The 21,620-nt window shown below is 59.1% G+C and carries 17 protein-coding genes and 1 pseudogene; 7 read left to right on the top strand and 11 right to left on the bottom strand.

What is annotated here, in order from left to right:
* The first annotated feature begins 236 nt into the window (after nucleotides 1-236).
* Both QDY28_RS27900 and QDY28_RS27895 read left to right on the top strand, forming a co-directional pair.
* Nucleotides 237-2,138 carry a potassium transporter Kup gene (locus QDY28_RS27900; protein ID WP_331384539.1) on the top strand — a complete coding sequence of 634 codons (1,902 nt, stop codon included), beginning with the start codon at nucleotides 237-239 and terminating at the stop codon, nucleotides 2,136-2,138.
* A 315-nt stretch (nucleotides 2,139-2,453) separates the two neighbouring features.
* On the top strand, nucleotides 2,454-3,587 hold the full coding sequence (locus QDY28_RS27895) for an FAD-dependent oxidoreductase (RefSeq protein ID WP_331384538.1): 1,134 nt from the start codon (nucleotides 2,454-2,456) through the stop codon (nucleotides 3,585-3,587).
* Nucleotides 3,588-3,835: 248 nt separating this feature from the next.
* Here QDY28_RS27895 and QDY28_RS27890 read toward each other — a convergent pair whose 3' ends face one another.
* Nucleotides 3,836-4,822, bottom strand: coding sequence for a substrate-binding domain-containing protein (locus QDY28_RS27890; protein ID WP_331384537.1), 987 nt, complete (start codon nucleotides 4,820-4,822; stop codon nucleotides 3,836-3,838).
* Between the two features lie 49 nt (nucleotides 4,823-4,871).
* Nucleotides 4,872-5,852 carry an NAD-dependent epimerase/dehydratase family protein gene (locus QDY28_RS27885; protein ID WP_331384536.1) on the bottom strand — a complete coding sequence of 327 codons (981 nt, stop codon included), beginning with the start codon at nucleotides 5,850-5,852 and terminating at the stop codon, nucleotides 4,872-4,874.
* 198 nt (nucleotides 5,853-6,050) lie between these two features.
* Between QDY28_RS27885 and QDY28_RS27880 the strand changes: the two genes are divergently transcribed.
* From QDY28_RS27880 to QDY28_RS27870, 3 genes are all read left to right on the top strand, one after another.
* Nucleotides 6,051-6,830, top strand: a complete 780-nt coding sequence (locus tag QDY28_RS27880) for an ATP-binding cassette domain-containing protein (protein WP_331384535.1) — start codon at nucleotides 6,051-6,053, stop codon at nucleotides 6,828-6,830.
* 36 nt (nucleotides 6,831-6,866) lie between these two features.
* Nucleotides 6,867-7,865: an ABC transporter permease gene (locus QDY28_RS27875; RefSeq protein WP_331384534.1), complete on the top strand. Its 999-nt coding sequence runs from the start codon at nucleotides 6,867-6,869 to the stop codon at nucleotides 7,863-7,865.
* Between the two features lie 198 nt (nucleotides 7,866-8,063).
* A complete protein-coding gene (locus QDY28_RS27870) occupies nucleotides 8,064-9,269 on the top strand; it encodes an MFS transporter (protein WP_331384533.1) in 1,206 nt (401 codons plus the stop codon).
* Between the two features lie 262 nt (nucleotides 9,270-9,531).
* Here QDY28_RS27870 and QDY28_RS27865 read toward each other — a convergent pair whose 3' ends face one another.
* From QDY28_RS27865 to QDY28_RS27830, 8 genes are all read right to left on the bottom strand, one after another.
* Complete coding sequence (locus tag QDY28_RS27865) at nucleotides 9,532-10,056, bottom strand: invasion associated locus B family protein (RefSeq protein ID WP_331384554.1); 525 nt, start codon at nucleotides 10,054-10,056, stop codon at nucleotides 9,532-9,534.
* Between the two features lie 170 nt (nucleotides 10,057-10,226).
* Nucleotides 10,227-10,700 carry a DUF4189 domain-containing protein gene (locus QDY28_RS27860; RefSeq protein ID WP_331384532.1) on the bottom strand — a complete coding sequence of 158 codons (474 nt, stop codon included), beginning with the start codon at nucleotides 10,698-10,700 and terminating at the stop codon, nucleotides 10,227-10,229.
* On the bottom strand, nucleotides 10,697-11,392 hold the full coding sequence (locus QDY28_RS27855; RefSeq protein ID WP_331384531.1) for a hypothetical protein: 696 nt from the start codon (nucleotides 11,390-11,392) through the stop codon (nucleotides 10,697-10,699). Before QDY28_RS27855 ends, QDY28_RS27860 begins: the two co-directional genes overlap by 4 nt.
* Before the next feature lie 14 nt (nucleotides 11,393-11,406).
* Nucleotides 11,407-11,982: an invasion associated locus B family protein gene (locus tag QDY28_RS27850; protein ID WP_331384530.1), complete on the bottom strand. Its 576-nt coding sequence runs from the start codon at nucleotides 11,980-11,982 to the stop codon at nucleotides 11,407-11,409.
* A gap of 7 nt (nucleotides 11,983-11,989) precedes the next feature.
* On the bottom strand, nucleotides 11,990-16,969 hold the full coding sequence (locus QDY28_RS27845) for a beta strand repeat-containing protein (protein WP_331384529.1): 4,980 nt from the start codon (nucleotides 16,967-16,969) through the stop codon (nucleotides 11,990-11,992).
* A gap of 101 nt (nucleotides 16,970-17,070) precedes the next feature.
* The gene (locus QDY28_RS27840) at nucleotides 17,071-17,520 is read right to left on the bottom strand and encodes a hypothetical protein (protein ID WP_331384528.1); all 450 of its coding nucleotides are present in this window, start codon (nucleotides 17,518-17,520) and stop codon (nucleotides 17,071-17,073) included.
* A gap of 285 nt (nucleotides 17,521-17,805) precedes the next feature.
* On the bottom strand, nucleotides 17,806-18,690 hold the full coding sequence (locus QDY28_RS27835; RefSeq protein ID WP_331384527.1) for an AraC family transcriptional regulator: 885 nt from the start codon (nucleotides 18,688-18,690) through the stop codon (nucleotides 17,806-17,808).
* A 278-nt stretch (nucleotides 18,691-18,968) separates the two neighbouring features.
* Nucleotides 18,969-19,166 (bottom strand): hypothetical protein, encoded by a 198-nt coding sequence (locus QDY28_RS27830; RefSeq protein ID WP_442967604.1) that lies wholly within the window; start codon nucleotides 19,164-19,166, stop codon nucleotides 18,969-18,971.
* A 416-nt stretch (nucleotides 19,167-19,582) separates the two neighbouring features.
* Here QDY28_RS27830 and QDY28_RS27825 point away from each other — a divergent pair, with 416 nt between their 5' ends.
* Nucleotides 19,583-20,137 carry a YidB family protein gene (locus QDY28_RS27825; RefSeq protein ID WP_331384525.1) on the top strand — a complete coding sequence of 185 codons (555 nt, stop codon included), beginning with the start codon at nucleotides 19,583-19,585 and terminating at the stop codon, nucleotides 20,135-20,137.
* 157 nt (nucleotides 20,138-20,294) lie between these two features.
* On the opposite strand, the gene QDY28_RS27820 is transcribed toward QDY28_RS27825, so the two are convergent.
* Nucleotides 20,295-20,603: a hypothetical protein gene (locus tag QDY28_RS27820; protein ID WP_331384524.1), complete on the bottom strand. Its 309-nt coding sequence runs from the start codon at nucleotides 20,601-20,603 to the stop codon at nucleotides 20,295-20,297.
* A 180-nt stretch (nucleotides 20,604-20,783) separates the two neighbouring features.
* Here QDY28_RS27820 and dinB point away from each other — a divergent pair.
* Nucleotides 20,784-21,470: pseudogene (gene dinB / locus QDY28_RS27815) on the top strand (DNA polymerase IV); the annotation flags it as partial.
* Nucleotides 21,471-21,620 lie beyond the last annotated feature (150 nt).

Below are 21,620 nucleotides of genomic sequence, written 5' to 3'. Positions count from 1 at the left end.
CTTTCTTACGCGCCATACTGGTTTCGAACCCCCCTCGCAAACCCACCAATCCGGCGTGACGCTACTACCGCTACGGGCTTAAGCGGCCTCCGTCACCATCGCGTCTACAGCCAGCCATATTCAAAAAATGCGACACTTGGATCAAACTGGCAATGTAACCGTTTACGAGAGGTCGCATTGGGCATTCTCTGACTGAATGCTTTGACAATTCCGCTCCTCCTGCTTCGAGCTGACAATTGAGCTACCCGCTACTCCGATCTGAAGATCCAGAACTGGAACACCAGACCCAAACCGGTCTCCCATCGCTCGTTGTGGCCGCATTGGGCGTTGTGTACGGGGATATCGGCACCAGCCCGCTCTATGCGTTCAGGGAAGCACTTCACGCAACGGCTGGCATCGGATCGCACCGTGACAACGTGCTTGGCATACTCTCCCTCATCGTCTGGGCGCTCACGATCGTCGTCACGATCAAATACGTGACATTTGTGCTCAAGGCTGACAACCGAGGCGAAGGTGGAACCTTGTCTTTGATGACTCTCGCGCGCATGAGTCTTTCCGGACGGCCGGTCTGGGTGCTGGTGCTAGGTGTTGCGGGAGCCTCGCTGTTTCTCGGCGACGCCATTATCACGCCGGCGATTTCAGTCCTTTCAGCTGTCGAGGGCATCCAGGTTGTCGCGCCCGCGCTCTCCACCTGGATTGTCCCCATCACGCTGACCATCATCGTCGTCCTGTTTATGGTCCAGCGCTTCGGCACCGGCGGCGTCGCGGCCGTCTTCGGCCCGATCATGGCACTGTGGTTCCTGGTGCTGGGCGTAAGCGGAGCAATTCACGTTCTTGACGATCCGGCAATTTTTGCTGCAGTCAATCCACTGCACGCTGTTCACTACGCTGCGAATAATGCTTCCCTTACAGTCGCGGTGCTTGGCGCGGTGTTTCTCGCGGTCACGGGAGCCGAAGCCCTGTACGTCGATCTCGGTCACTTCGGCCGTCGGCCGATCGTGACGGCATGGTTCGCCCTTGTATTTCCATGCCTGCTGCTGAACTACTTCGGACAGGGCGCCTTCGTTCTCGACAACCCGGAGATGGCCTCGCACCCGTTCTTCGGCATGCATCCGGAATGGGCACGAATCCCGATGGTCTGCCTTGCGACGGCAGCGACCGTCATCGCGAGCCAGGCCGTGATCTCAGGCGCGTACTCGCTCGTTCGCCAAGCCATGCACCTCAATCTGCTGCCGCGCCTCCAGATCCTTCACACCTCCGAAACGCACTCGGGGCAGATCTTCATGCCGAAGGTCAACGGCTTTCTCTTTGTCTTCGTGGTGGCCCTCGTGCTGTTTTTCCAGAATTCCAGCGGTCTATCTGCCGCGTATGGTATCGCCGTCACGGGAGAGATGCTGATCACTTCGGTCCTGCTATACGTCGTCATGCGGCACGTATGGAACTGGGACCAGGCAAGTGCAGCCGCCGTCATCGTTCCTCTGTTCCTGATCGATGCAGGTTTTTTCGTCGCGAATGTCACGAAGTTTGCGAATGGCGGGTGGGTGCCTGTCGTCGTCGCGTTGACGATGGGCCTAATCATGCAGACTTGGATGGCCGGGCGTCGTCTGCTCGCGGCCCGCACGAAGACAGACGAAATCCCGCTCGCGGCTGTGATCGACAACCTCGCGCGGAAGAAGCCGCCGACCGTTCCGGGCACGGCCATCTTCTTAACGAGCGAGGTGGAAGGCGCGCCAACCGCTCTCCTCCATAGCCTGAAGCACTACAAGGTCCTGCACGAGCAGAACGTTATCCTCAGCGTCGTCACGGCGACCACCCCATTCGTTCCAGATGACGAGAAGATATTCCTCGAGAGCTTCAATCCCCTTTTCAGCCGACTGATCATCACCTACGGCTACATGGAGACCCCGAACATCCCTCGCGCACTCCTCCTCGTGAGGAAGCTGGGCCTGAAGTTCGACATTATGTCGACGTCCTTCTTCCTGTCGCGCCGCACGATTCTTCCCTCGAGAAAAGGCGGCATGCCGTTCTGGCAGGACCGGCTGTTTATCACGCTCGCCAAGGGCGCCAGCAACGCGACGGACTATTTTAGACTTCCGACCGGCCGGGTCGTCGAACTCGGTCTCCAGACGGTGATCTAGTGCTCCCCTAACGCAAGCACCGACCCGCTCTTGGGGGTCGTTGTCCCGCGACAATAATGCGCCAACGCCGGAAATCATCTGTGAATTCCACTCACTGCCAATGCCAGAAAACGGCATTGCAGTATTCGTAGTTCAAATATAAGAAGTTTTTGCCGCGAAAAACGACCGGTCGTTTGTACCTTCGAATACAAGTCATCGAGCAATATGCTCTGGTTTGGCCAGCGTCTCCCGAAACAACCGCCTGAGGCAATCAGGCATCCGCACGTCATCAGCGCCTACGAACGCTGCATGCCTGCGTTTAACAGGAGCGCTACAATGCAAAATCCGATTACCATTATTGGTGCCGGTTTAGGTGGCCTGACACTGGCCCGAGTTCTTCAACTTCATGGGATACCCTCGATCATCTACGAAGCGGACGCGTCGGCGAGCGCAAGAACACAAGGCGGGCTGCTCGATATTCATGAATACAACGGCCAGATCGCTCTGAAAGCCGCAGGACTTTATGAGACCTTTCTGGGCCTTGTCCGCGCTCGCGAAGATGCAAAACGTGTCGTTGATAAAGAGGGTCATGTTCTATTCGACAGTCCCGGCAACCAGGCCGGCAACCGCCCGGAAATTGACCGGGGTGACCTTCGAAACATGCTGATCGGTTCTATCCCCGCGGAAGCGATCAAGTGGGGCCATAAGGTTACGTCGATCGCTCCGCTTGGGGCCGGACGGCATGAGATCACTTTTGCCAATGGCTCCACGGTCACTTCCAATCTGCTCGTGGGTGCCGATGGAGCATGGTCGCAAGTTCGTCCGCTTCTGTCTGATTCCAAACCCATCTATTCAGGAACCTTGTTCATCGAAACCTTGCTGTTCGATGGCGACACGCGCCATAAGGCGAGCGCAGATGCAATAGGCAGCGGCACACTGATGGCAGTCGCTCCGGGCAAGGGCATCTTGGCGCACCGCTATGCAGACGGTACGCTGCACACCTATGCAGCTTTGAACAAGCCGGAGGACTGGGCAAATTCCATCGACTTCACCGATCGGAAAGCTGGCCTGGCGCGTATTGCCGAGCAATTCGAAGGATGGGCTCCGCAGCTAAGCGCACTCATCACGGACGGCGAAACCGTCCCCGTGCTGCGCCCGATCTATGCGCTGCCTGTCGGACACCGATGGAAGCGGACGCCTGGAGTGACATTGCTCGGAGATGCGGCTCATTTGATGTCACCGTTCGCGGGTGAAGGTGCAAACCTTGCGCTGTATGATGGCTCAGAGCTCGCTAAAGCCCTCCTTTCGACACCTGATGACTTGGAAGCTGCGCTTGCGACATATGAAAACGATCTCTTTCCAAGAAGCACGGAAGTTGCCGACCAGACCGCGCAAAATCTCCACCAATTTTTTGGCAATGATGCCCCACACAGCGTGGTGACTCTCTTCAGCAATTATCTCGGGAAATAAGTAACGGTCGGCAAACCAGCAGCAGCACGCGACGGATTTCGCGACTAAGCCGCCAGATCCCGATATGTTCGAGATCGAAGCCGGCAAGATTGAAATTGCCAAAGGCCACGCAAATGATGCCAAGCAGTTTGCGCAGGACACGCCACGCCGTAGTCTGAGCGCCAGAGCTATGGCTCAGGAAAAACGAGCGGTGGATGGCCTTGCCTGCCTTGGAGTGTCCGCGAGGCGGACACCCCAAGACGCGAAAACTATTTCTGAATGCAGGTATCGACCGTGTCCTTGGTGCATTCGTCGAGACCGGTGAAGACCGGATCATCGACCTTCTTGCCGGCAATCAGATCCAACATCACGGAAGGTGCCTTGTAGCCCATCTCGAAGGGCCGTTGGCCGACGAGTGCGGTAACCAGACCTTCGCGTGCGATCGCCACTTCGTCGCCGATGGTGTCGGCGGCACCGATGACGAAATCGTTGCTGGCGATACGCTGGGCCATGGGCTTGAACAGATCCCGGTAAGGCTGCGGCGCACCGAATAGCGGCCAGCCGCCTTCGATGGCGAAGGCATCGAGATCCCGATTGGCGGCCAGGATGTCGGTCATCGCCTGAACGCCCTTGGCGCCGTCGTCATTGGTGAAGACCGGGCAGCCTGCGACTTCGGTCCAGCCGCCTTCGCCCTTCAACTCCGTCAGCCCCTTCTTGCCGGTCAGGGTGTCGCGCGTACCCTGGGCTCGACGCAGAATGTTGTCGGCGCCCGGATTACCTTCAATCAGGCATATTTTCCCGCCATTTGGCTTGGCCTTCTTGATGTATTCGGCGATACGAACACCCATTAGGTAGTTGTCCGTTCCGAGATAGGTCTTGCGCAGAGCCGAATCTTCGGCGGCAAGGTCAGCGTCGATCGTCATTACCGGGACCGAGGGATTGGCCGTCTTAAGGGTCTGGGCAATAAGCTTTGCGTTCGACGGCGAAATCGCGATTGCAGCCGTGTCCGCCTTGCCGAGCATGTCTTGGACGATCTGCGCCTCTCCGGCCTCGTCAGAGGTCGATGCCGGACCGGTGTAGAAGCACTCATATTCGGAGTTGGCGTTTTCCTTGTTCCACTTCTGACAACCCTGGTTGATCGCCTCGAAGAACGGGTTGTCGAGGCCTTTCACCACGATGACAAGCTGTTTTTTGGCAAGTGCATCCCCCGCGGCAAGTGCCAGCACTGCGGCGGCAAGCAATAACGTTTTCCTCATTGATTCCTCCCACTTGAAAACAGGCGGACACGGCGTGTCCGTCATGCGATCAACCCGGATACCAGACGACGCGCGGGTCATTGCTTGCCCGTTCGTAGCGCCAAGCCGAGTCGATGAGCATTTCCAGATCGTATTTTGGTTGCCAGTCCAGCAGGTACTTGGCCTTGCTGTTGTCCATCCAGTTCGAATGATACCGGCTTGGTATGTCGATGGAGTCGAGGCCTCGCGTGCGGGCAAGGTAAGCGGCGACTTCCCCATAGTCGACCGGCCGATCCATGCAGATGTTGAAAAGCTCTCCCTTGGCACGCGGATTGTCGATCGCCGAAAGGATCGCCAAGACGAGATCATCGACATGCACGAAATTGCGTTTCAGCGGGCGCCCGTCGGCATCGCGCAGCAGAGGCACGGTCCCTGTTCTTGCGTAGCGCTCGGCGTCGGCCTTCGGAACCAGCGTTTTCCAGTCTGGACCGCCGAATACATCGTCGCCGAAGGACAAGCTGTATTTGAAGTCGTCCTTTTCCATGATCCAGGGCGCACGAAGGCAGCAGCCATTGATGCCGTATTGGATCGTGAACTGCTCCAGCATCACCTCTTCCAGCACCTTCGACAGCGCGTAGCACCCTGGATAGGCTCGATGCGGCGCATGTTCGGTCACCGGACCGTCATGGTGATAATAGAAATGGCCGATACCGGCGTCGCCGCCGAGGAGGATGAACTGGCGCGCGGTCGCGCTTGTGCGGAATTCCTCAAGCAGCCAGAATAGACCCTTGACCGTCACGTCCATCACGTCGTCGAGAGTTTCCTTACAGGTGGCAAGATGCAGGACATGGGTCACCTCGGAAAGGGCCGCAACCACCACGTTCCGATCCGCGATCGAGCCGCGTGTCACCTCAACGCGGTCGCTTTCAGGGCACAGGCGATTATGGCAAAGCGCGCGAATGCGCGCTTTTGAAAACCGCGGGTCGTCAAGCAGCCCGGCGATGAAATGCTGCCCGACCTTGCCCGTCGCTCCGGTGACAAGGATCAGCATACCCCTTCCTCCACAAACAGCTAATATTCTGCCGGTTCGCTCGTCAACGAGTATTTGCCTTTGCTAAACAATTTTTGAGCTAGTTGATCCAATTCATCGGGCGATTGATTGACGCTCTCGCCAGGTTTTGCGTAAATATGAGCTGTCGCTTTTCCAGGAGGAGATTGGAGAAGCGAACCGTGGTCCGAGACAAGGCATTTGTTCCAGGCCGGCAGGATTCGGGAGGCTAGAAGGCTGGTGACGGTTCTCGAGCTTACAAACATTTCCAAGCATTTTGGTGCAATCCAGGCGGTCAACGACGTTTCGTTTTCGCTGGAGGCAGGACAGGTCGTCGGTCTCATGGGCGACAACGGCGCCGGCAAGTCAACATTGGTCAAGATGATCGCCGGCAACTTCCGGCCAAGCCACGGAATGATGCGGCTCGATGGCGCCGAACTTGTTCTCCATCGGCCGGTGGAAGCACGGCAGCATGGCATCGAGATCGTCTATCAGGACCTCGCGCTCTGCAACAATCTGTCGGCGGCGGCGAACGTCTTTCTCGGGCGCGAGCTGCGGTATGGCGTCGGTCCTTTGCGAGTGCTCGATTATAAGGCGATGTACAAGCGGGCCGGCCAAATCTTCAAGGAGCTCAAGTCGGAGACCCGACCACGGGATCTCGTCAAGCAGATGTCCGGCGGGCAGCGGCAGGCGGTGGCGATCGCCCGCACCATGCTGTCCGAGGCGAAGATCGTTTTGATGGACGAGCCCACGGCGGCAATTTCGGTCCGGCAGGTGGCCGAAGTTCTGAATCTCATCCGCCATCTGCGCGACCGCGGCATCGCCGTCATCCTGATCAGCCATCGCATGCCGGACGTCTTCGATGTGGCCGATAGGGTCATCGTCATGCGGCGGGGCCGAAAAGTCGCCGACAAGCCAATTGCAACCAGTTCCCCCGAAGAAGTTACCGGGCTCATCACAGGGGCTATCGAACAGGTCTGAGACGGTAAGCATTTTGCGAAGAAAAGAAGGTCGACAATGGCAATCACCTTGGACCGGACAATCGAGCAGAAGCAGCATAGCTGGCTGGCTGCCATTTTGGCGAGCCAGACCTTTTGGGTGCTGATCGCCGTCATTCTTGCCTGTCTTTTCCTGTCCTTTGCGACGGATTCCTTCGCGACGGCCAAGAACCTCTACAATATCACCCGGAACGTCACTTTCGTCGCCATCATCGCTCTCGGAATGACGATGGTCATCATCACCGGCGGTATCGACCTTTCGGTCGGGTCCGTGCTCTGCCTATGCAGCATGGTGCTCGCGGTGGTCATGCATGCCGGCTACAGCATCGAGGTCGGCATCGCGGCCTCGATCGGCACGGCGCTCCTGATCGGCGTCTTCAACGGCATATTGATCGCCTATCTCGGCTTTCCGCCCTTTGTCGTGACGTTGGGCATGCTGTCGATCGCGCGCAGCATTGCCATGGTCGCCTCCAACAACACCGTGGTTTTCCAGTTCGGACCGGATCACGACAAGCTGCTGGCGCTCGGCGGCGGTGCCTGGCTTTTCGGCATCGCCAATCCCGTGATCTACATGATCGTGCTGGCGCTGATCACCGGCTTCCTGCTGCGCTGGACCAGGTTCGGCCGCTATATCTTCGCGATCGGCGGCAATGAGCACGCGGCAACGCTCACGGGCGTGCCGGTCAGAAAAATCAAAGTTGCCGTCTACATGATATCCGCCCTTTCGGCAGGGCTCGCCGGCATCATTCAAACGGGCTGGCTCGGCGCCGTCACCACCAATATCGGTGCCGGCATGGAACTCCAGGTCATTGCCGCCGCCGTCATCGGAGGCGCCAATCTTGCCGGCGGCGTCGGCACCGCCTTCGGCGCGCTGATCGGGGCTGCCTTGATCGAGGTGATCCGCAATAGCCTCGGCCTGCTCGGCATCAACGCCTTCTGGCAAGGGACCTTCATCGGCGGAGCGATCGTGCTTGCCGTCCTCTTCGATCGGATCCGCAATTTCCGACAGAGCGAATAGCCGGAGATTGACGGAGCCCATCACCGGAAGATTGATCTTCGGAATTCATTACGTGCCGTCCCTGATCCTGACCCTAGGCGCGATTGTCGCGGTGTTCGCTGCAAGGCCGGTATTCTGACGGTCCTCGCCGCCTGCTCGATCCTTGGGCTCGCCTACGGATTGCGCATGGGGTCGGAGTAGAGAACGCAATCGAGAGCAATGAGAGAGATGCAAGGCATTCATCCGGCGACATGGCTTCTCGCTGCGCGCTCTTTGCGCGACTTCGGCGACGGCTTCGTGGCCATCCTGTTGCCGGTCTATCTACTTGCTCTGGGCTTCTCACCTCAGCAAGTCGGCGTCATCGCCGCGGCGTCTCTCTTCGGCTCTGCACTCTTGACGATCGTCATTGGATTTCTTGGTGCACATCAAGATCGTCGTGGCTTACTGCTGGCCGCCGCCAGCCTGATGGTCGTGACTGGTCTCCTCATGTCGATGGTCAATGATTATGCACTGCTCCTGGTGATCGCGTTTGCCGGAACGATCAATCCGTCGGCGGGCAGCGTGAGCATCTTTGTGCCACTTGAGCATGCCGTGCTCGCTGGCGAAGTGGCCAGTCTCGATCGAACACGAATGTTCGCGCGCTACAGCCTCGTCGGGGCGCTTGCAAGCGCCGTGGGGGCGCTGGCCGCTGCACTGCCGGAACTTATGGCCGGATTTGGGCTGGCGCAACTGACCGCCATCAAGCTGATGTTCGTTCTCTACGCGGTCGTTGGCGTCCTGGGCGGCCTTCTTTATACTCGCATCCCCCCTCGTCCCGCGAGCTCCGCAACAACCAAACCGGCGGCACTCGGACCTTCGCGCGCCATCGTCTTAAAGCTAGCAGCTCTCTTCAGTCTTGATGCCTTCGCTGGAGGTTTCGTGGTCCAGTCGCTGCTCGCCCTGTGGCTGTTTGGGCGATTCAATCTTTCGGTTTCCGAGGCTGGCGTGTTTTTCTTCTGGACGGGCGTGCTCTCGGCGTTCTCATTTCCGATCGCTGCATGGCTCTCAAGTCGGATTGGGCTCATCAAAACCATGGTGTTTACCCATATTCCGTCCAGTATCGCCTTAGCTCTCGCTGCATTCGCGCCCAACTTGCCGTTGGCACTCGCTTTGCTGCTCATTCGAGCCGCGCTCTCGCAGATGGATGTGCCGACCCGCTCTTCCTATGTGATGGCGGTCGTGTCGGAGGCGGAGCGTGCAGCGGCTGCGAGCTTCACATCGGTACCGCGAAGCCTTGCCGCAGCGGCGAGTCCCGCGCTCGCCGGCGCCCTCTTAGCTGCATCCTTTCGCGCTTGGCCGCTCCTCATCTGCGCCACATTGAAGATCACATACGACCTGCTGCTGTTATTGCAATTCCGGCACATCAAGCCACCTGAGGAAGGTTGAGTGCAATCCTTGCCTCAGCGGATAGTTCATCACAGCACCCACCTTCGCATTCATTGCGATGTCTCAGCCGACGATCGGTGTGCGACGCCGGCCGCATTCCAGAGGACGTCTACGGGAGGAAGACGAAGGGCTGCGCTAAAGCTGGGGTCGCCGGTCAGGCCGGCTCTCTGCAGGAATAGTCCGTTCGAACCTCCCGGGGATCAGCACACATCGGATATGTGCAAGTGGTGCGCGACATCTGGAGTATTCCCGTTAGCTTCCTCTATCTCGCGCTCAAGGCGACAACACGATCGAAAGCGGCTGAGAAGCCGTGTAGCGACACCTGAAAGCTCAGCTCCTTGTCCGCATCAGTAATAACCTTGAGGTTCAGCCGGGAGCCCACCCGCAGTTTTGCCAGTGTCGGCGAATCGATAGGAAGCAAAGCAATACATCCCGCCGGCAAACAGGTACGGAAACGCACTGGCTTCACCGGTGGCTGATCATCGACATTCGGCGTAACGCCGGAGTCGAGGACGATGCCGAACGGAAGGAGGAGCGTTGCGAGCGCGCCGCCATCCGGGCGCATCTGCATCTCGACGGCAAGCAACCTCTGACCATTCTGCTGGGTTTGATCCTGGGAAATCGTGCAGGTTGGCGCCTTGTCGCGGAGACTGCAGGCAACTCGCCAGTCTTGGTAGGTTTCCTGCAGGGTAGATGCGCCATTCGGCAGCGCCGACTGAGCAGAGGCTGCCGGCACAAGCGCAAGAATGAGACCTGCACAAAGAAGGATGAACCTCACACAAGACATAAGGACGCGTGCCTGACGAGAAAAAATCGATGCGGAGATTGGCAAACGATCACGTCTTTCTGCTTGGAAGAGGACGTTTCCTCGGTCGGCTCCGTGAAACGTCGAGGTGAGCGGCGACCGGCACGGGAATGAACGTCCAAGCTCCTGGTAGGTCATGATTGCGGATGGGGTCATGTACATATCCACTCGCGGATCTTGCATTGCGATCCTGAGCCCTCGCATGCTTTGAGAGCAAGGTCTTCAGCTTCTCGGCGCGTCGGTGCCGAATTCGCGCCCCATGGCGTGACGCGATTGTGTTCGTCTTTGCCGATGGCGAGCGCGCCGCAATGATTGTATGGAAAGCCGGTATTGTCGTCGTCATCCCAGTGCCGATGGTTGCGAAATATGCTTACCACGAGACACTTGCTGCCCCCGTCCCGCTCGCAATGCTTGAGCGCGATATCCATGGCTTCCTGCCGCTTGTCAGCACCCCAGAAGAAACCATATTTCTCATCAGGTGTGGAATAGGCGATCGCGGCCCAGATGCCGTGCTCCTCCGTCGGAGGAACTGGCGCCTGCTCGGCCGTGAAGAGATCGGCTGCCCCCAGTTGGCCGTTGGAGACAAACAGCATGCCGATCGCCGCAATGGCGGACCTCCATCTCATTTTGAGCCCCCTTGTTTGCCCGATGCCGAGGCCACGGAAATGACGACGCAGCCGTTTCCGGTCGGCATAAGCATTGCGTTACCGCCATCATTGCCGAGTTCGTAGACGCCGATCTGCCCGAGATTATTGACGAGCTTGCTTCCGTTCGGAAGCTTGGCCAAAATTTCCGGACAAGAGCCCGTAAATGGCGCCACGCGGATCATCGAGCCTTCGCAGCCCGATGCGACCGGCGCGGCAAATACGACGCCGGCAGCAGGGCCACTGTAGCCCTGCGTGGCATAGTTCATGCCAACAAGCGCCTCCACTGCATGCTTGTCGGCCGCCTCGCTGTTCCAGATCGATTGGACGTTATATTGGGTGCCGTTTGTCAGCAGCTGTCCAAGAACGGGAAAGACGGTCGAACAGGATTGCAGGCCAGCTTTTTTGGCATGCTGCAGAAACGGCGTATCCGGCAGCGCTTGATTGCCGTCGTTTGCCGCAGCGATCGCCGGTTGCGACAGAAGGCTTCCGATCACGTCGCATCGAGCCACCGCATAGCCAGCGGCCCCAGCGACAGCAATTGCAAGCAGCGAAAGAAGGGGCGGCTTCCAACGTTTCCGCGCCGGTTTCATCTGGTCGGTGCCCAAGTTTGGAATTGCAGCGGCGCTCGTGTTCCGGGACATGATGCGATCGTGGATTGACTGCTGGCTCATTGAAAATTCTTCCGTCAATTTATCGCCTTCACGGCGGTGGAAAGGCCTTTAAGGTTCGCGGTCACGCTAATCGTCCCGCCATCCGCTGTGGGATAGGAGATCGTCGGCGCAGTACTCTTCGAAATCTGCTCGCGCATGACAGGTCCGATCGGAAGCATTCCGACGCAAACTGTTGGGCTGCACCCGTCGAGCTTGATCTGTATGGGCTCCTGGCGACCCTCAAATTTGACTGAGATGCGACCGTCGCTCTTGGCAATGGGGGCGGCGCGCAAAATCATGTAGGGCTCACCTGTTTGAGTGGCAGCGAGTGACCAGCTGAACGCAACCTGTCCTGCCTCGTTCTCGATGATCTGAGTGACGTTGCACACCCGCTGGCGGACCTTCAGGTTTTCGTCGCAGATCAGAGTCCAATTTTCAAAAGGACGGATGATCCTTTGATACTCGCCAGGCTTCAGCTCCGGGGGAACCACGACGTCAGAAGGCTTTATTCGATAGCCCGAAGGATTTGCCTCCTGTCCGATCGCGAATGGACCGAACAGGAACAGGCAAGCCATGAAGGCGGGGACGCCGAAAAGCGCTCCTTTACGCATGACGGGCTCAGTTCAACGTAAAGCTGAGGCCAGCACCGACGCCGACTTGGCCACCGGCCGCCGTACCAGACAGATTGCCGCGGACACGACCGTCTTCACTGGTATAACCGGCGCCGAAGGCCAGGGCGCCTTCGCCGCGCCACACGCCGCCACCCACAGCCACGCTCAACTTGCCGGGACGGTCGTCATATCGAAGCGATGCCGCGGCAAGCCCGATCGCGGCCCCCTGCCTCGCTTCCGAACGGACGTCTCCAAGCGCCTGGTTCAGCTGCCCGAATTTCTGGTCCGTATAATTGTTGGCTGCAACCAGCGTATTGGCAGCGGCAGTATCCGTGTACGCTTTAACCTGGGTGATGCTGTCACCCAATTGAGCGACATTGACGGCATCCGTCGCGGCAACGCCCCTGCCGACATTCGAGATGACCACCGGCGCATTGACGTCGCCACCCTGCAGCGTGATGCTGTTCTTCTTGCTGCCATCCGGGTTTAGGTCATAGGTCACGGCATTCTTCGTGATTGTTCCGACACCGGCCTGCAGACTGTCGATCGCCTGATTGGTGGCATAAAGCTGCGAACCGTTGATGGCATCCGTGCTGTCGGCCGAAATGCGGCCCGCAGCGACGTTGGTTATAGTCCTCTCCGCGCCCTGAGCACCGACGCTGACGGTGCCGACCGGTGTGGTGCCAGCAAAGTCGTAGTGCTGCCCCTGAATGGTAGTACCCGAGGTGCCGACGGCCGCCTGCGTTACGGAACTGGAGCCCAACGCCACATCATTGGCATTGGTTGCCTGCGCTCCCTGGCCGAGGGCGACGGCACCCTGCCCCGCCGCCGCCGCTCCATTGCCGGCAGCCAGGCTGTTCGTTCCACTGGCCACGCTCTGAGGACCGATCGCGACGCTATCAGTACCGCTGGCAGCCGAATCGGCGAGCGTCGAGTTGGCATGGAAATACTTGATACCGCCGCCGCTGGTGATGTTGGTCAGCGTGCTATCGACCGCACTGAAGGCGTCGTAAACCGTACTATAATTGTTGCCCTGGATATTATAGGTGGGGCCGGTAATCGAACCGTCGGGGTTCACCGTCGTACCACCGCCAATCAAGTTGGTGATATTGGTGCCGAGGCCTCTCAACTGGCTGACATTCACGGCGTCTGTGTCTGCCGAACCGGCGGCAAGATTGGTTAGTTTGCGCTCCGCTCCAGCCGAGCCGATCGACACTTCGCCGACGGAGTTTTGCGGGCTTGCAAGAGCGAAGGCGGTATAGTTCGCCTGCGGTCCTACGCTGGTTATGGATTGTGCGCCGAGAGCGACGCTATTGATATTATTGCTTTGTGCGCCGGCACCCAATGCAACCGATTGGATTCCTGCAGCGAGGGAGTTTGTGCCGAGTGCGATGCCGTCCGCCAGCATGACGTGGGCGTTCTGGCCGATTGCCGTGCCGCCGGGGGCACTCGAATCGACGATCGCGCCATTGCCGATACCGATGCCATTGTCGCCGTTGACGACGGTTGTAGGACCGACAGCCACCGATTCCGCACCGACAGCAAGCGAGTCGCCCGCCGCCGAATTGGCATGGAAGTATTTGCTTGGTGTCGTCGCCACCGAAGCGATGGCGCCCTGGAGCTGACGAACGGTGACGGCGTCCTGCGCGCTGGTACCGTCGGCAACATTGATGATCTGTCGATAGGCCGTGCTCGAACCGACCGAAACGGCACCCAACAGCGTCTTATCCGTCGTATTATACTGGATAAAGTTCGTCGGCCCCGCAGCCAGCTGACCGGAGGCTGGTGCCAGGGAGCGATCCGAAATCGATCCCGAACCAAGAGCCACGCCGCCCACGATGGTGGCTTGGCTATCCATTCCAAGCGCCAGCGAATTGTCGGCGACGGAGGTGGCATTATAGCCCACCGCGGTGGAGCCAATCCCCTGAGCGGAGGAATCACTGACGGCAAGGGTCCTGTCGTTGGTGCGAACATAACGGATGCCATCGCCGTTCGCATCGGTATAGGTCGTGGACGTGTCGCCAGCAATGTTGTTGACCGTATTGCCGAGATTGGCGATATCGGTCGTGTTCTGCGTGACCTGACCGCCGATTGTCGTGACGGTCGTGTTAAGACCGTCGACTGCCTGATTGGTGGCAAAGAGCTGTGAACCGTTGACCGCGTCGGTCGAGCCGGACGAAATCTGCCCCGCGGCAACATTCTGGATCTGGCGCTCTGCACCCGCCGAGCCGACGGAGAAGGCGCCTGCCGGGTTGGTGCCTGCGAAACCGTACGTGTTGCCTCCCACAGTGACACCCGAGACCGCCGTCGTTGCACCCGATGCCGAATTCAGGCCGATGGCAACGTCTCCGGCATTGTTGGCCACCGCATTCGGGCCAACGGCAACCGAATCCGTCCCGAGGGCTTGTGAGTCCGGCAGAGTGGAATTGGCATGAAAATACTTGATGCCGCCACCTCCATTGATGTTGGTGATTGTGCTGTTCAGATTGGCGATATCGGTTGTGTTCAGGTCAACCTGCTGATTAGTCGCGAAGAGCTGTGAACCGTTGACGGCGTCCGTTGAGCCGGACGAGAGCTGACCGGCTGCGACGTTCTGAATTTGGCGCTCGGCGCCGACAGCGCCGACGGAAAATGCACCGGCCGGGTTTGCTCCTGCGAACGTGTAGTTTGTGCCCCCGATCGTCGCGCTGGACACCGGCGTCGTCGCACCTGACGCCGCGTTCAGCCCGATCGCCACATCGCCGGCATTGTTGGCCACCGCATTCGGTCCGATGGCAACGGAATCCGTGCCAAGAGCCTGGGAATCCGGAAGTGAGGAGTTGGCATGGAAGTACTTGATGCCAGCGCCGCCGTTGATGTTGTCGAGCGTGATACCGATCGCGTCGACCGCCTGGTTCGTTGCAAAGAGCTGCGAACCGTTGATCGCATCCGTTGAAGACCCGCTGATCCGGCCCGCGGCGACGTTGGTGATGGTGCGCTCGGCGCCGGCCGCGCCGACACTGATCGTCGAGGTCGGATTGGTGCCCTGGAAACTGTAGGTCGTGCCGTTGATGACCGCGCTCGCCGTACCGACGGCGGCCGCCGTCGTAGAACCGGAACCGAGTGCCACGTCTCCAGAACTTGCTGTCGCCGTCGCGCCATTACCAAGGGCGACGTTGCCGACGAAGCCGCTCGCGCCAGCGGTGGAACCGTTGCCGAGCGCGACCGAGCCCTGTCCGATCGCCTTGTTGTTGTTGCCGATCGCAACTGCGCCAGCCGCTTGGTTTGAGGCGGTGGCGCTCGCCGTGCCGTCACTATTGGCGATGTTGTTGGCGCCACCGGTGAAGGCGCCCGTGCCGCTGGCATAGCTCGGATCGCCGATCGCGACCGCACCGTCACCGTAGGCGGTGTTGCCGGAACCGATTGCGACCGACTCGCCGCCATCAGCTATTGCGCCCGTGCCGATAGCGACGGAATTGTCGGTCAGCGACCCGGCGGAAGTGCCTAGCGCGACCCCATTGACGCCGAGTGCGACTGCACCCGTTCCAAGCGCTGTCGAGGCTGGCCCTGAAGCGACGGCTATCGTGCCGATGGCAACGGCGTCATCACCTGAGGCCGTGACCGAGCGGCCACCCGCGAACGCACGGGCACCGGTGGCCTTGGCGGCGGAACCAAGCGACGTGGAGTCCGTTCCCGTCGCGCTGGCCTGAAAGCCCATGGCTGTCGAATCGCCGGCGCTAGCTACGCTGCCGATGCCGAGTGCAGTACTGCCAGCCCCACTGGCATTGGCGCTGACTCCGGCAGCGAGAGAATTGTTTCCTGCCGCAACCGTCCCAGATCCATATGCGGAGGCGTTTGTGCCGCTGGCGAGAGCCTGGCGCCCTGTGGCAGTGGAATTGTCGCCGCTGGCATTGGCGCCGGCGCCGGTTGCAACCGATAAAACACCACCGGCGTTCGCATTATTGCCGAGCGCGACGCTCGAGGTCCCGGTGGCGGCAACGGTTGCACCCGAACCTATCGCAACGGCACCGCCGCCGGCGAGAGCCTGCGACTGGTTACCCAAGGCAACTCCGAAGGCTCCCGACGCGACGGTGGTCGGGCCGATGGCGAGCGAATTGGTCCCCGAGGCAGCGGCTGTCTTGCCGAGGGCAACGGCGCTCGTGCCCGTAGCCTGGCTTTGGCGGCCAATCGCGGTGGCATCGACTTGCGAGGCCAGTACGTCCGTCCCGATGGCGATGGAGCTCTCTTGAAGGGCACCCATTCCCGCAACAGTTCGGTTACCAAGGTTGACGGCGTTGATCGCAGTCGCGGTCGCTCCGAAGCCAATGGCTATGGAGTTCTGGTTGCTTGCGGTAGCACTATTACCTTGGGCAATTGAATCCAGCCCGGACGCGGTTGCCCCGAACCCAAGCGCGGTGGCGCGCAGCCCGGTCGCCCGGGTAACATAGCCGATCGCTGTGGAGTTCGTTCCGTCGGCACGCGCATTCAGGCCAAAGGCGGACGCGCCTGCGGCTGCGACCGAATTGACCCCAATGGAGCTCGCTCCGTCCGCAGTGGCCTTTGCATTCCCACCTATGGCAAGCGCGTTGACACCGGTCGCGCCCGCGAAGACGCCTATGCCTATGGAATTAAGGCCATTGACACTCATCGAATAGCCGATGGCGATCGAAGCGTCGCCCGTTGCGCTATTGGAGGTGCCCAGCGCCACACTGTTCGCACCATTCGCTTGGGTACCGTTACCGATGGCGACGGCGTTGCCGCCTGACGCGGTTCCGCCGCCGGCGGCATATTGCGCGAGGGCAGGCGTGGCGATACCGCCGAATGCTATCGTGCCCAGCGCGACCGCCGCACCGATTCTCGGGGACCCGAGCCCCATCCCCTTTCCCTGCACGACGGGAGCACTCGGGGATCTTTCGATACAGGAGACCTTACCCGTTCCGAGTGCGCCAATTCCTAGATCTTTGCGGCGCATGCCGAGCACGCGAGACGCCATCCGCAGTACAGCCATCAGGCGGCGCCGGAGCGCACGATCGGTGCGATCGGCTGAAACAAAGGTTCTAGCAAGTCCGGTACGAGATTTAGCCTGCAGATGCTCCCCAACGCATTCCTTCATGCTGCCTTCTCCTCGTTGTTGACTGGACGACTAAGCACGCTTGGATCCGCATCGGCGACCTGGTCGTCATTAGAATTTCGCATTTCCTGAAGTGTTTGCCCCATCTTGGCGCTTTGACTTTCGAGCTGCTCACGCAGGCTTTCGACCCACGGCTCCGTCGGCGCCGGGACGGTATACAATGCAGCACCGGCCCGATCGGGAGGAAGTTTCATCGCAACCAGGGCGCGGCAGATATCGAAATGGAACGATGGTTCCCCTTCGCCAAAGGCCGGGGAGGTCAAACCGAAGATGAGGCAGGCAAATAGATAATCGACTTCTGCCTCGGTTAGGCGGTTGGCGTATCGCTGTTGCAGGGCAGACCAGGCTACCTCGACTTTCGGAGCAAAGATTTCAAATTCAGGGAATCGAATGTCCATAGCGCACCGGATGGTTACAACGGTGACCATGCCCTTATTATCGCTGACGCGTATTTTAGAAAATTCCGGATTTTTTTTAGGAAATTACGGTTTTCACTGCGGCGGTTGCAGGTGTAGCCGCTTTGCCACACTTACCTCAAGCTGTCGCATATGAGCGCTGCGGATCGCTCGGGATGCGTGCCCAGTCACGAACTTCTCAGCGCCAAGCGGCCTCTGCCCGCTCGGCATGCCCGAAAGAACGAGGTCCTGCTAAAATGGAGAATTGGCTCCGGGCGGATCGGAGCGAGGCGCTACCGCTTATGGGTTCCGCCACGCTTAGCACGAGAACCGAAGCTCCGTCGGCGTCTTTCCGCGGTATCTCTTCATGGTGGTTGCCAGATGGCTTTGATCGGAAAATCCGGCCAAGTAGGCGATTTCCGCGAACGTGAGTTCGCCCTCGGAAAGCAGTTGCTCCGCCATGTCCAAACGCAGATTTATGAGATAACGGTGCGGCGGCATGCCGAATGTCTTGGCAAACCGTACGATGAAGTGGTTAGGTGAAATCCCCGCGACGGCCGCAAGTTCCGCGACATGAACCTTTTCGGTAAAATGTTCGCGAAGATATTCTTGCACGCGCCGAGCGTTTTTGGCGGAAAGCCCGCCTTTTGGCGAAGGAAGCTGTTTCATGCGGCTTGTATAGGTGCGAAGCAGATGTACGCTGAAGTGCGTGACCAACGAATCCAAATAGAGTTCATTCGGAGTGGCTTTCCCGGTTAGCTCGAGCGAAATCCTCTGCGCTATGCCAAGGGCCACCGGATCGACGGTGCCGAAAGCAGGCGGCTGGAGCTCTATATTGTCAAGATCGAACTCGCGTAGCGCCAGCTCGGACAGATCTTCAGGAGGAATGGCGACGACGAGATTCGTCCTAGTTTCCGACCAAGCGAGACTGCTGTCCACACCAGCAGGATTGACAACGAGACAGCCGACCGGAGCATCGTACTCCGTGATCCTGTCGCTGCCGAGCGAGGCTCTCAGCTTGCGTGCGGGGGAAAGCACAATCCCCGCAGCATGCTCCTTGGCCAGGAATGCCTGTGACCCAGGGTTGCGGACGGAGTGTATTACACTCCCTCCCGTGGTGGCCCTTCTCGGGCCCGCGCTTTCAGGAATTATATCAAAAACATATCGATCAGCCCGTTCCCGAGCCTCACCCGCATCTCTCATACTACATCGCCCGCCCGAACGATCCTATGCGTATGAACAAACAGCCGGGCCTTCAAAACACCGCTTGAAGGCCCATTTCCCAACACTGCTCGCCCATACGCCGCCAAAAAATCAGCGAATTGCGGGAAATTAAATAGTATAAAATATATAGTTGTGAAGGGGAGTTCCGGACATCGGAAGAAATTATGACGATGCGGTGAGTTGGAGAAGGTGGACCAATAGGGCGACGTCGTGGCCTCACACAAGTACCGAAGGCTGATCGTCGATTCCCTGCCGTTTTAGAGATCGGCGGAGCGTTTTTCGTAAAGGTCCCAGGCAAGCTCTACTAACGCTAGGAGAACGTCCTTTTGGTTCCATCCGGCTGCAACCGCTGCACTAACGATTTCCTCGATGAGAGGTTGCAATTGGCGCTGGCACTCGATCGAAGTGTCTTCAGCGGCCTCTTCCACCGGAGGCTTGCCAAACTTGAATTCCACCACTAGTGCTCCCACCCAATCAATATATATCGGCTACAACATTCCCAATATGAAGTAAACCGAGGACAACGAGTAGCAATCCTGCAGGACAATGCGTCCATCACTCTAGACTATGCTACAATCCATCCGAGCTGGATCACCATGGGCACTCCAGGACCGATGGGTTATCTTTTATAGATTCCAGAAGACACAGAATTTATTGCTCGCGTGCGGATGAGGTCGTACCGTCCGCGACCGGCGTCGCTGTGAATGCGGCCGAATGTCCCTCGATAAGCCGCTGGATGAATGACCCAGATCTGAAGCAGGCCCGAGTTAGCACTGAGCATTCGAACTCACCAGGCATTCAGCGCCGCACGGAACATTGTCATTCCCGGCTAGTTTTCTGAGATCTACCCTAATCGCTCAGGAGATCGATCATGTCCCGTGGACCATTGACCGCACTGCTCGCCGTATTGGCTGTCGCCGGCTACCAGAACCGCGACAAGATAGCGGAAGTCTTAAGAGGAATTGGACAGAGCGCACAAAACAGGCAGACCGGCGGTGCCGGGGCGTCGTCCGGCCCTGGCGGTTTCGGCGATCTGCTTGGCAACCTCACGCATGGTGGTGGGCTTGGCGATCTTTTCGGAGGCAGTTCGACCGGAGGCATCTTGAGCGGCGGCCTCGGTAGCCTTCTCGAGCAATTCCAACGCAACGGTCAGGGCGACAAAGCTGAATCCTGGGTCAAAACCGGCGAGAACAAGCCGATAAATGATCAGGAGCTCAGCCAGGCACTCGGCGACGACACTCTCGATGAACTCACGGCTAAAACCGGTCTTTCAAAGCAAGAAATTCTGTCCCGCCTGTCCCGGGACCTTCCGAAGGCGGTGGACGAGTTGACGCCAAACGGAGATGTGCCCACACCAAAGCAGGCCGAGGAGTTGACCTCGCCGCAGCGCTCATCGGGGCCAAACACAGGCGGCACATTTGCCTGACCTCCATGGCTGAGGGGCCTCGCGTCGGCCCGCGATCCCCTCGCCCGAACCTCGTGCTAGACATGGAAACCGTTTCTCGCGAGGTGAGTCCTGCGGCACAGTGCAGCCGCGTCGCGTCATGCTTCTGGATCGCGAAACGCCGGCGGTTCGACAGCGCTCAGTGACCAGATACCTGGATTGCACCGGCATCCCCGAGGCTGCGTCGGACGGCGGCAATCTGATTGGAGGCGATATCCGCCGAGACCTCGATCTCCCCTTCAAGCGCCGCATCGCGACGTGCACCCTCTTCGTGGGAGGCATCGCCACCTGACGGCCTCGAACCGGCAGTGTTGCGGTCGGTCGCCGACTGAACGAAGATGTCGGGTCTCGAAATACCGTACTGTTGAACCAGGTGTTCGACGGCCAAGTCGGCGGCCTCTCTTGTCTTGAATGTGGCTCGGATCGTGGTGGTGCTGTCGTCCGCCATCTGGCTCTCTCCTCAAAACTGATGTTCACAGGACGAGAACGCCTCTGGCGGCTGCTGGTTTCGCGGCGTGACCATTGCGATCCTCGAAATGGTTGCTATCGCGATGGAGCCTGCTATGTTCTCATTTTGTTTCGGCGCGAATTTACGAATGCCGATCCCATCGCGATCGCCGAAGCCGCCATGAACGACATGAGCTCACCTCCCATCCGCAAAATCGTCCATGTGGACATGGATGCCTTTTACGCATCGGTCGAGCAGCGCGATAATCCCGAGCTGCATGGCAAACCCATTGCAGTCGGCGGATCGGCGGCGCGCGGTGTCGTGGCAGCGGCAAGTTACGAGGCGCGCGCCTTCGGCGTTCACTCGGCGATGCCGTCGGCGACGGCAAAACGAAAATGTCCGGACCTGATCTTTGTGCCGCCGCGCTTCGATGTCTACAGAGCCGTTTCCCAGCAAATCCGCGAGATCTTCGCCGAATACACAGCCATGATCGAGCCGCTGTCGCTCGACGAAGCCTATCTCGATGTCACCGAAAATCTCAAAGGCATGGAGATTGCCACCGAGATCGCGACGGAGATCCGCGCGAAGATCAGAGAGGTCACCGGCCTCAATGCCTCGGCAGGGATTTCCTACAACAAGTTCCTCGCCAAGATGGCGAGCGATCTCAACAAGCCCAATGGCCAGGCCGTCATCACCCCTAAGAATGGACCGGCCTTCGTCGAGGCCCTCCCCGTCAAGAAGTTTCACGGTGTTGGCCCGGCAACGGCCGAAAAGATGCATCGGCTGGGGATCGCCACGGGCGCCGACCTCAAGCAGAAAACGCTCGAGTTTTTGGTCGAACATTTTGGGAAATCGGGACCCTCTTATGTTCGTTTGCAAGGTCTTTAGTCATGACTGTTTCCTTTCCGGTCTTGACGACGAAAGCACATGCGTGGAGCTGTTGAACAAAGGAGGAGACAGGGCATTTTGACGACGGCTGGCATACTCTTATGCGCGGATTGGGTACCGCATTTCCGT

The sequence above is a fragment of the Rhizobium sp. BR 362 genome (assembly GCF_036528765.1).
Classification (GTDB): Bacteria; Pseudomonadota; Alphaproteobacteria; order Rhizobiales; family Rhizobiaceae; genus Rhizobium.
This window is presented reverse-complemented; position numbering and strand designations above follow the sequence as displayed.